The sequence below is a fragment of the Kitasatospora sp. NPDC048296 genome (assembly GCF_043201815.1).
Taxonomy (GTDB): domain Bacteria; phylum Actinomycetota; class Actinomycetes; order Streptomycetales; family Streptomycetaceae; genus Kitasatospora.
Genome location: NZ_JBICZB010000002.1, coordinates 1 through 9,541 on the forward strand (window position 1 = coordinate 1; position 9,541 = coordinate 9,541).

Annotated in this window: 12 protein-coding genes and 1 riboswitch; of the genes, 5 read left to right on the forward strand and 7 right to left on the reverse strand. The window is 71.9% G+C overall.

All coding sequences use genetic code 11. From position 1 onward, the window contains the following. Positions 1-576: transposase (locus ACGF12_RS01760; protein ID WP_393023969.1), on the forward strand; the 576-nt coding region annotated here is incomplete at its 5' end. A gap of 36 nt (positions 577-612) precedes the next feature. Here ACGF12_RS01760 and ACGF12_RS01765 read toward each other — a convergent pair. From ACGF12_RS01765 to ACGF12_RS01775, 3 genes are all read right to left on the reverse strand, one after another. Continuing rightward, positions 613-1,035, reverse strand: coding sequence for a MarR family winged helix-turn-helix transcriptional regulator (locus ACGF12_RS01765; RefSeq protein ID WP_393023972.1), 423 nt, complete (start codon positions 1,033-1,035; stop codon positions 613-615). A 30-nt stretch (positions 1,036-1,065) separates the two neighbouring features. Next, on the reverse strand, positions 1,066-2,355 hold the full coding sequence (locus tag ACGF12_RS01770; protein ID WP_393023975.1) for a M48 family metalloprotease: 1,290 nt from the start codon (positions 2,353-2,355) through the stop codon (positions 1,066-1,068). 121 nt (positions 2,356-2,476) lie between these two features. Further along, entirely contained in the window at positions 2,477-3,271 is a 795-nt protein-coding gene (locus tag ACGF12_RS01775) for a universal stress protein (RefSeq protein ID WP_393023978.1), read from the reverse strand. 303 nt (positions 3,272-3,574) lie between these two features. On the opposite strand from ACGF12_RS01775, the gene ACGF12_RS01780 reads away from it, so the two are divergent. Beyond that, positions 3,575-4,708, forward strand: a complete 1,134-nt coding sequence (locus tag ACGF12_RS01780) for a CapA family protein (protein ID WP_393023980.1) — start codon at positions 3,575-3,577, stop codon at positions 4,706-4,708. Between the two features lie 21 nt (positions 4,709-4,729). After that, positions 4,730-5,263: a GNAT family N-acetyltransferase gene (locus ACGF12_RS01785; RefSeq protein WP_393023982.1), complete on the forward strand. Its 534-nt coding sequence runs from the start codon at positions 4,730-4,732 to the stop codon at positions 5,261-5,263. Positions 5,264-5,511: 248 nt separating this feature from the next. Here ACGF12_RS01785 and ACGF12_RS01790 read toward each other — a convergent pair whose 3' ends face one another. Next, positions 5,512-6,054 carry a hypothetical protein gene (locus ACGF12_RS01790; protein WP_393023985.1) on the reverse strand — a complete coding sequence of 181 codons (543 nt, stop codon included), beginning with the start codon at positions 6,052-6,054 and terminating at the stop codon, positions 5,512-5,514. Positions 6,055-6,153: 99 nt separating this feature from the next. Between ACGF12_RS01790 and ACGF12_RS01795 the strand changes: the two genes are divergently transcribed. Continuing rightward, entirely contained in the window at positions 6,154-6,705 is a 552-nt protein-coding gene (locus ACGF12_RS01795) for a Uma2 family endonuclease (RefSeq protein WP_393023988.1), read from the forward strand. 6 nt (positions 6,706-6,711) lie between these two features. Here the strand turns inward: ACGF12_RS01795 and ACGF12_RS01800 are convergent, their stop codons facing one another. The 3 genes from ACGF12_RS01800 to ACGF12_RS01810 form a co-directional block, all read right to left on the reverse strand. Further along, positions 6,712-7,569, reverse strand: a complete 858-nt coding sequence (locus ACGF12_RS01800) for an MBL fold metallo-hydrolase (protein WP_393023990.1) — start codon at positions 7,567-7,569, stop codon at positions 6,712-6,714. Positions 7,570-7,580: 11 nt separating this feature from the next. Further along, a riboswitch (guanidine-III (ykkC-III) riboswitch) is annotated at positions 7,581-7,648 on the reverse strand. Positions 7,649-7,710: 62 nt separating this feature from the next. Further along, positions 7,711-7,908, reverse strand: a complete 198-nt coding sequence (locus ACGF12_RS01805) for a DUF397 domain-containing protein (RefSeq protein WP_393023992.1) — start codon at positions 7,906-7,908, stop codon at positions 7,711-7,713. Beyond that, the gene (locus ACGF12_RS01810; protein ID WP_393023995.1) at positions 7,905-8,687 is read right to left on the reverse strand and encodes a Scr1 family TA system antitoxin-like transcriptional regulator; all 783 of its coding nucleotides are present in this window, start codon (positions 8,685-8,687) and stop codon (positions 7,905-7,907) included. Before ACGF12_RS01810 ends, ACGF12_RS01805 begins: the two co-directional genes overlap by 4 nt. 124 nt (positions 8,688-8,811) lie before the next feature. Between ACGF12_RS01810 and ACGF12_RS01815 the strand changes: the two genes are divergently transcribed. Beyond that, a complete protein-coding gene (locus ACGF12_RS01815) occupies positions 8,812-9,438 on the forward strand; it encodes an ABC transporter ATP-binding protein (protein WP_393023998.1) in 627 nt (208 codons plus the stop codon). The last annotated feature ends 103 nt before the right edge of the window (positions 9,439-9,541 follow it).

A 9,541-nucleotide genomic window follows, 5' to 3' on the forward strand; every position in this document is an offset into this window, starting at 1 on the left:
GCGGTCCGGGTCATCGACTGCGAGATCACCATCACCACGGCCACCGGCCGCCACACCGGCCTCTACCGACTGGTGACCACGCTGACCGACCACCGCACCCATCCCGCCGCCGAACTGATCACGCTGTACCACCAGCGATGGGAGATCGAGACCGCCTACCTGGAGATCAAGTCCACCATCCTGGGCGGCCGTGTCCTGCGCGCCCGCACCCCCGCCGGCCTCGACCAGGAGGTCTACGCGCTGCTGGTCACCTACCAGGTCCTGCGTCTGGCCATGGCCGACGCCACCGGAACCCGACCCGGCACCGATCCCGACCGGGCCAGCTTCACCATCGCCCTGAACACCGCCCGCGACCTGGTCATCCAGGCCGCGGGCGTCATCGCAAACACCGTCATCGACCTCGTCGGCACCATCGGCCGGCGCGTCCTGGCCGACCTCATGCCCGACCGACGCATCCGCACCCGACCCCGCGTCGTCAAACGCGCGATCTCCAAGTACAACGCCAAAGGCACCGTCGACCGGACCAGCTACAAGGCCACCATCAGCATCGACATCCTGACGACACCAGACCCGTGACCGGAACCCGCAGGCTCTATCTACACGGCGTTGGGGCTAGCCTTCCTCGCCGTAGCGGGCCAGGTAGGCGGCGAAGCGGGCGACGTCCTCGTCGGACCAGTCGATGAAGCGGGTGGTGAAGGCTATCCGGCGCTGCTCGTTGGCGTCCCGCAGCAGGGTCAGCCCGGCTTCGGTGGCGCGCAGGATCTGGCCGCGCTGGTCGTCCGGGTCGGCCTCGCGGCGCAGCAGGCCGAGCTTCTCCAGGGCGGTGACCTGGCGGCTGACGGTGGACTTGTCGAGCATGAAGTGCGCGGCCACGTCGGCGGCCCGGCAGCCGCCGCGCTCGGTGATCAGGTCGAGGATGCTGTAGGTGACCAGGGAGAGGTCGGGGTGCAGCTGGGAGGCCTTGTGCCGGGCACGGCGGGCGAAGGCGGTCAGCTCGCGCTGGATGGTGTCGATGGACGACTGGCGGCCGGGCACGGCGTTCCTACCTCCTCGGAATTTGTTGCACTATACAACGGATTCACCCGGGGTCGCGCGCGGCCCGTCGGCGGCGTCGCCTGCCGTCCTGCTCGGCGCCTCGCCCGCCGACCGTCCCGGTCCGGCCTGCCAGGCGCGGGCGGCCGCGATCCGGCGGGTCGTACTCGGATGAGTGGCGAACAGTAGCTCAAGCACCCGGGGCGGGTCGACATCGGAGACGTTCGCCAGTGCCAGTCTGCGCTGCATCGCCACGAACTGCTCGGCGTCCCCGGTCAGTTCGAGCGCGTGCCGGTCCGCCCTGGCCTCGATCCGGCGGCTCACCGCGCACTGCGCCGGGCCCGACAGGGCGCCGATCAGCGCGGCGAGCGCGGCCAGCAGCGGCAGTGCCCGCGGATCGGCCGCGTCGCGCGCGCCGGCGGCGTCCAGCAGCGGGCGCCAGGTGCTCAGCAGCCCGAGGACGGCCACGGCGACAGCCGCGCCGACCGCGCCCAGCGCCGTACCGAGTGGCACGTCGCGGTGCTTGACGTGCCCCAGCTCGTGCGCCACCACGAGCTCCACCTCGCGCGGCTCGGCGGTCGAGAGCAGGGTGTCGTACACGACGATCCGGCGGGTCGCGCCCAGCCCGGAGACGTACGCGTTCAGCGCGGTGGTGCGCCGGGAGGCATCCGCCACCAGGACGTCCCGCACCCGCACGCCGTCCCGCGCGGCCAGCGCCAGCAGGGCGGTGCGCAGCTCGCCCGGGGGCATCGGGGTGAAGCGGTTGAACACCGGCTCGATCAGCAGCGGGTGGAGGAAGGAGAGGGCGGCGGTCAGCAGCGCCGCCGCGCCCGCGGCCGGGAGCCACCAGCGCCGCGGCGACCAGTCCGTCAGGGCGAACAGGCCGAGCAGGAGCGGGAGGAGCAGCACCAGGGTGAGCGCGAGCCCGCGCAGCACGTCCAGTGTCCAGCCTGCCCGGCCCTGGGTCACCAGGCCGTACCGGGTCCGCACGGAGCGCACCCGGGCGCCGAACGGCAGCTGCAGGGCCTGGCCGAGCAGGACCAGTGCGGCCGCCCCGGCCAGGACGGCGGCGGTGCGGGAACCGCCGAACCAGCGGCCGGTGGCGGTCACCAGGGCAGCGCCGGCCGGAGTGAGGCCGAGCAGCAGGGGCAGCGCCAGGCCGGCCAGCCGGCCGCCGAGCGTCCACGGCAGCTGCGCTCGGCGCAGGGCGCGGCCGCGGGCGCGCTGGGCGGGGGTGAAGTCGGGGGCGGGCGGCGCGGTGGTCGACGGGGTGTTCGGTGGCGGGGTGTTCGCCGGTGCGTTGTTCGGTGGCGGGGTGTTCATGGCCGGGGTGCGGCTCCTCCGGTTCGGGGTGTCGCGGTTCAGCATGGCGTACCCGCCCGGGTGCTGCGCAGTCCTCCGTGCTCCGGTGCTCGTGCTCGTTCCCCGTGCCCGCTCGCCGGGCTCACTCCTCGGCTGGGCCGGTGGCGCTGTGCACGCCGGCGCGCAGCAGTTGGTGGCCGAGGTCGACCAGGGCGCGGCCGACGGCGAACTCGTCGCCGACCGCCGGGGTCGGGGTGTCGTGGGGGTTGCGGCGGGCCAGGGCGTCGCTGTGCAGCACGTTGCCGTCGGCGTCCAGTACGGCGTGCACCCGGGTGGTGTCGCGGTCCTCGACCACGTGCAGGCTGAGCTGCCAGTCCTTGGTGCGGACGGCATCCGGGGCCTGCTCCCCGGCCACCGCCTCCGGCAGTGGCGGCGCCGAGGCCGTCCCGTCGGCGCGGACGATCACCACCGGGCAGACCCCGTGCACCGCGCAGCGGGTCGACACCGAGCCGAGCAGCGTCCGGGCGAAGGTGCCCCGGCCGCGGCTGCCCAGCACCAGCAGGTCCGCATCCTCGGCCGCCTCCAGCAGCACCTCGGCGGCGTGTCCGAGGACCAGGCTCTCCCGGACCTCCACCGAGCGTTCCGGGCCGACCACCTCGTTGACCTCGGCGGACAGCGTCCGGCGGGCGGTCTGCTCGAAGCCGTCGTCCACCATCGGCGCGAACCAGCCGTACAGGGAGGGGTACTCCCAGGCCGCCACGGCGTGCACCGTGGCCCCGGTGAGCACCGCCTGCCCGATCGCCCAGCGCAGCGCCGCCTTGGACGGTGCCGAACCGTCGACCCCGACCACGATCCGGCGCGCCCGGCCGGGGGCGGGCGGGGAGCCGACGGGCCGGATGCCTGCCGGTCGGGTGCCGGCGGGTTGGTTGCTGCCCATCACGTACCACCTCCGGCGTGGATCTGCCGCCTCCCTTCCACGCTGCGCGCCGACCGGCCGGGGCGCCAGGGACGCGGTGGCCGGGTGGGGCGGGGGATTGGGACGGGTGGGCCAACGGGCGGGGCGGCTGTCGATTCGGCCGCCTGTGTCGTCGTCGGTGTGGTCGTCGGTGTGGTTGTCGGGGCGGCGACCGGGGCGGTCGGTGCGCTTCTGTGTCCGGAATGTTGTGGGTGCGGGCCCAAGTCGTGGTGATTCGGTGGCGTAGGCTGACCGCTCTTGCATCGTTCTCGGGGGGAACCACTCATGCGCCGTGCCGCGGCCGCCGTCGCGCTGTTCGTCGGGCTGACCGCCGTCGCCGCCTGCGGGCCGGACGACCCGGCGCCCGCCCCGGCGGCCCCCTCCGGTGCCGCGGCCGCCGCGCCCCCCGGTACGCCCTCCGGCACGGCCCCCGCCTCGACCCCCGGCAAGAGTTCCGCGCCCCGGCCCGACGGCAGCATCACCGTCGCCTTCGCCGGGGACGTCCACTTCGAGGGCCGCACCGAGGCCCGGCTGTCCGTCCAGCCGCCCGAGCCCGCACTCGGCCCGATCTCCCGCACCCTCGCCGACGCCGACCTGTCCGTCCTCAACCTGGAGACGGCGATCACCGGCCGCGGCGCGCCGGAGCCGAAGACGTACACCTTCCGCACCACGCCGAAGGCGCTGTCCGTGCTCAAGGACTCCGGCGTCGACATCGTCTCGATGGCCAACAACCACGCCGTCGACTTCGGCGCCGACGGCCTCGCCGACACCCTCGCCGCCAAAGACTCCTCGCCGATCCCGGTGATCGGCGTCGGGCACAGCGCCAAGGAGGCGTACGCCCCGTACGTCACCACGGTGCGCGGGGTGAAGGTCGCGGTGGTCGCCGCCAGCCAGGTCGAGGACATCACCAACCAGAAGTGGCGGGCCGGCGCCGACAAGCCGGGCATCGCCTCGGCGCTGGACGTGCCCGCGCTGGTCAAGGCGGTGGAGTCGGCCAAGCAGCAGGCCCCGGTCGTGCTCGTCTACCTGCACTGGGGCGAGGAGGGCAAGGCCTGCCCGACCGGCGCCCAGACCGCCGTCGCCAAGAAGCTCGCCTCCGTCGGGGCCACCGCCGTGGTCGGCACCCATGCCCACACCATGGTCGGCTCGGGCATGCTCGGCAACACCTACATCGGCTACGGCTTCGGCAACTTCCTCTGGTACGGCACCTCCAACTACCCCAACTCCAACGAGACCGGTGTCACCACCCTCACCCTCACCGCCGACGGCAAGGTGACCGGCGAGGCCTTCGCCCCGGCCACCATCGACGACAAGGGCATCCCCCAACCGGTCACCGGCGCCACCGCCGAAGCCGCCCTCAAGCGCCGCGACGGCCTCCGCGGTTGCGCCGGACTCACCCCGCCCCCGGCTGCCCACTGACGTCGTCCGTATCATCACCGGATGAGCGGACACGAGGAACTGATGACCCGTCGGCTTTCCCTGCGTCGGCCCACGGCTGGTGACCTGGACGCCGTCCTCGCCATCCACCGAGACCCGGCCACCTGCGTCCACAACCCCTCCGACGCGCTGACCTCCCGCGCCGAGGCCGAGGAGCGCTACGCCCGCTGGGACGCCCTGTGGCAGGTCCGCGGCTACGGCTACTGGACGGTCCGCGAGCGCGGCGCCTCTCCAGTGCTGGGCTTCTGCGGCGTCAAACGCATGGACCTGGCGGGCCGGCCCGTCCTCAACCTCTTCTACCGCTTCGCCCCCGCCGCGTGGGGCCGGGGCTTCGCGACCGAGGCCGCCACGGCCGTCGTGGCGTGGTCCGTTTCCGCCGTGCCCGAGCTGCCGCTCATCGCCCGCGTCCGCCCCGAGAACCTCCCCTCCCAACACGTCGCCCTGCGCGCCGGTCTGCGCCGGGCGGAACACCTGGACGGCCCTGGCTACGACGGCTACGACTGGATCTACGCGAGCAACCTCCCCGGGGGCCGGTAGCTGCGCCGCTCGGTCGACCGACTCGGCACCTCGGGCCGCCCGTCCCCTGCCGGGGTCGGGCGGCTTCCGCGTATCCGGGGCGAGTTGACGTTGTCGCACAGAATCTCGGCGTAGGCGAACATCGGCGCCTTCGCCGATGGCGCCGAGGCGACCCCCTACCGCATCGCGCTGGCCCTCACTAGAGCTCTGGTAGCCGCCGGGCCCCTGCTGGCCGCGCGGATACCCGCCCAACTCCTGTCCGACTGACCTCAGCTCGTCCGGCCGGGCGCGATCGCCGCCCGGCCGGACCACCACACCGACCCGAGCAGCAACAGGCCGGGCGCGATCCCGGCCACCAGCGCCACGAGCGCGGCGGCGGCGCCGCAGAAGGCCAGCACCAGGCCGAGGACGCCGCAGGCCGCCATCCCGCCGCCGAGCGTGCGCAGCTCAGGCCTGCGCCAAACGGTCGCGAGCCCGAAGAAGTGCACGCCGACCACCACGGCGATCCACCCCACCGTCGCCTGCGGGGTGTGCAGCACTCGGTTGATCACCGCCAGTCCGGCGGCGACCGCCACCACCTCAGCCACCACGACCAGCCAGTACCGTCCCCCGAAGCTCGTGCCCGTGGATCCGCCGCCGTTCTCGGCCGCTTGAGGCCGGCGCCGTCCGAAGAGGACCAGCCCGAGGAACGCGGCCACGCCGATCACGCGCAGTGGGATGGCCACCCCTGCCGGCAGTGCTCCCGCGTTGGCCTCGATGAAGACGAGCCCGAAGCCGGCGCCGACGAGCCGACCAACTTGATCTTTAGTCATGTCGGCCAGCATCCCAGTCGAATGCACATTCGGGGGGCGGGATGTCCTCCTGGTCTGCCCTTACTGTCGTACGGTGGCTGGAGCACTGGAGGGGATCGCATGAATCCCGAGCACTACCGCCTTCTCGAACAGGCCCGACGGAGCCTCCCCGACGGCTACAAGGTCGAGTTGTCCGGCGACGTCATTGTCATGCAGGCGTCTCCGCCGTTGATTCACCAGCTGAACCTTGCCCTCGTCCAACGACAGTTCGAGGCCCACTGTCCTGCCGGGTACTTTCCGACCGGCAACAGCGACCTGTCCTCGTCAGAGGTCGGAGCAGTGAGGAACCCGGATCTCACCTACCTGCCCGTAGACGTCGTCGACCTTGCCGGGCGCAGCATCCCTGCAGAACTGGCTCTGATCGCGGTCGAGATCGTTTCCCCGTCGAACCCGGACAACGACTGGGCCGGGAAGGTCCGCGACTACCCGCGCACGGGCTTCCCGCTCTATCTGATCGTTGACCCACGGCAGAAGACGGTCACCCTGTTCTCCGAACCGAACCGTGATCGCTACCACACCAGGACCGAACGGGAATTCGGCGAGCGGATCCACATCCCCGAGCCGTTCGGCTTCGACCTGGACTTGTCCGCGCTGGTCCCCTACCGGGACTGACCCGCCTCAGTCGCTCGGCCAGAGGATCAGGTCGTCCAGCGGGTGGCGACGCGGCTGGTCGCCCAGTTCGGCGACGGCTGCGCGGATCCGGTGCAGGTGGTCGACGGTGAGCTGGAGCGGGGGTTCGTCGGGCTGGTAGGTGGTGCGGATCGGGTAGTCGATGCCCGGGGCGCGGGTCATCTCGATGTGGCAGCCGAGGACGTACGTGACCGGGCGGCTCTCGGTGAAGGCGATCAGTCGGTCGATGGTGCGGGCGAAGGCGGGCCAGTCGTTGATGTAGAGCCGGCCCGGGTAGACGGTGTCGCCGGTGAGCAGGAAGCCCGTCCACGGGTCGTAGTAGGTGACCGCCGCCTCGTGGTGTCCCGGGGTGGCCAGGCATTCCAGTACCCGCCCGCCGCCGAGGTCGACGCGGGCCGTGGCCTCGGGGGCCCGGTCGAAGCCGAAGTACGCCCAGGCCGTGGCAAGGTCGGCGCCGACCAGGGTGGTCGCGGGCCGGTCGGCGAACTGGCCGTCGCCGGCGATGTGGTCGCCGTGCGGGTGGGTGTGCAGCACCAGCAGGGGGTACTCGTCCCGGGGGTGGCGGGTGAGCCAATCGGCCATCAGGTCGTCGACCGTCGCGCGCAGCGGGAAGTACGAGGCCTCGGCCGTCGCCCCGGTGTCGATCAGCACCGCCCGCTCCGCTCCGAAGAGCAGGAAGAGGAACGGTGCCTCGTAGTTGACCGCCTTGTTCTGCCGCAGGATGACGGTGTGCTCGTCGTACTCGTGGACCTGGATGTCCGGGTCGGTGTTGTGCTTCGCGGACGGGGATCCGTGGATCCACCGCACGTCCAGCGGACGGGCGATCGGTGCACTGGCAGCGGACATGACGCCTCCAGAGTGCGTCGTCTTGGCGGGCCGGGTACGGCGCACGTCTCGTCCGGGGCGGGCGCTGCTGCACCGCCCCGGGGACGCTAGCACGAGCAGTGCGGAGGCTCGTACCGGAATCCCTCGGCGCTACCAGTGGATTCAGCGGTCCAGAGGAGAAACGTCTCGGGCGAGCTGGACGAAGTCGGTCCACGCCTCAGGGGTGAAGCGGAGCTGCGGGCCGGTCCTGTCCTTGGAGTCGCGGACGTGGATGGAGGCCGGGGTGACCGCGATCTCGACGCAGGCGCCGCCCTCGGTGTTGCTGTGGCTGGACTTGAACCAGGTCAGCGCGTCGTTCATAGCTCCTCCAGCAACTCGCTGATCAGCTTGGCCGAGGCCTCGGGATCGAGTGCCTGCCGGAGGATCATTTCATGGCGATGGCTGAGGACGCTTACCCTGGCGGGGTCTGCGTGGAGCATGCCCAACGCCTGGCCCTCCTCATACGCGAGCCGCTGGTGCTCGGCTGTTTCCAGAAGGATGAACTGCCCGTTCAGGCCAGGGTGGATTCCACGGGATGGAACCACTTGAACCGTGATGTGACGCGCCTCGCCGATGGCCAGAACGTGGCGCAGCTGTCGGCGGTGGGCTTCGATAGTTGTGAGGGGCCGTCGTAGGACGCCTTCTTCGATGAGAAAGTTGAAGGCCCTGGTCTGTACCTTCAGCATTTCCTGGCGTTCCAACCTCGCAGCGACACGCGTTTCGACCGTCTCGTCATCGAGCGGCGGCCAGTGGGAGTTGAGGAGTGTTCTCACGGTCTCCTCGGTCTGCAAAAGACCCGGAAAGAAGTGGTTCTCGTACCAGTTGAGTGCTACGGCCTCGGCTTCGTACTTCATGTAGTCCTCGGCGGATGACGGATATTTCTCCGGCTTCAGGAAGTCCGCTCCTGCCGCCAGAATTCCCTTCGCGCCGCACATTTCGTCGGCCACCTGCAACAGGTGCAGTGACGGCTTCCGGCGCCCGGCCTCCATCGATCGAAGGCTCTCGTAGCTGTACCCGGCTTCAGCCGCCAGGTCCTCCCGGCTGACTCCGGCGCGAGTCCGCCAGAGCTTGATCTGGTTGCCGCAGTACTGCCAGGACATCGGCGGCGGCGTGGCGGACGAGGACGCGTTCAAGGCTGACCCCCCAAGGTCATCCGGTGTGGCCCTCGACGTTAGGCGCTCAGCGGTTCGGGGGTGTGCGAATCGATCGAAACCATCCCTACGGGTGACCCCAGCAGGTGGGCGGGTCCTGGTCGGCGGCGAGGACGTCTGGAGGCTGCGCCCGCGCCAGGCCGCCCACCGGGTCGCCCTGCTGCCGCAGGGCCCGCAGGCCCCCGAGGCGGTCACCGTGGCCGGGCTGGTGCGCTACGGGCGCCACCCGCACCAGGGCCTGTTCCGCCAGTGGTCGCCGGACGACGAACGGCTCACCGCGGAAGCCCTGCGTGCCACCGGCGTGGACGCCCTGGCCGACCGCCGCCTCGACCGGCTCTCCGGCGGCCAGCGCCAGCGCTGCTGGCTCGCCATGGTCCTCGCCCAGGACACCCCCGTCGTGCTGCTGGACGAGCCGACCAGCGCCCTGGACCTCGGGCACGCGGTGGAGGTGCTGGAACTGGTCCGCGAGGTCGCGGCGGGCGGGCGGACGGTGGTCATGGTCCTGCACGACCTCGCGGCGGCGGCCCGCTACGCCGACCTGCTGGTCGCGCTGCGGGACGGCTCGGTGGTCGCCTGCGGACCGCCGCGCGAGGTGGTGGACGCGCCGCTGGTGCGGGCGCTGTACGACATCGACAGCCATGTGCTCACCGCCCCGGACGACGGCGCCCCGGTCATCGTCCCCAGGGCGCCGACGGGCTGACGGCGCGCCCGGGTCGACGACACCGCGGCCGCGCCGGCGGCCCCACTCCCGGTGGGGTGGCGCCGTCCGCCGGCGTTTCCCCTGCCCACAGTTTCGACCACCC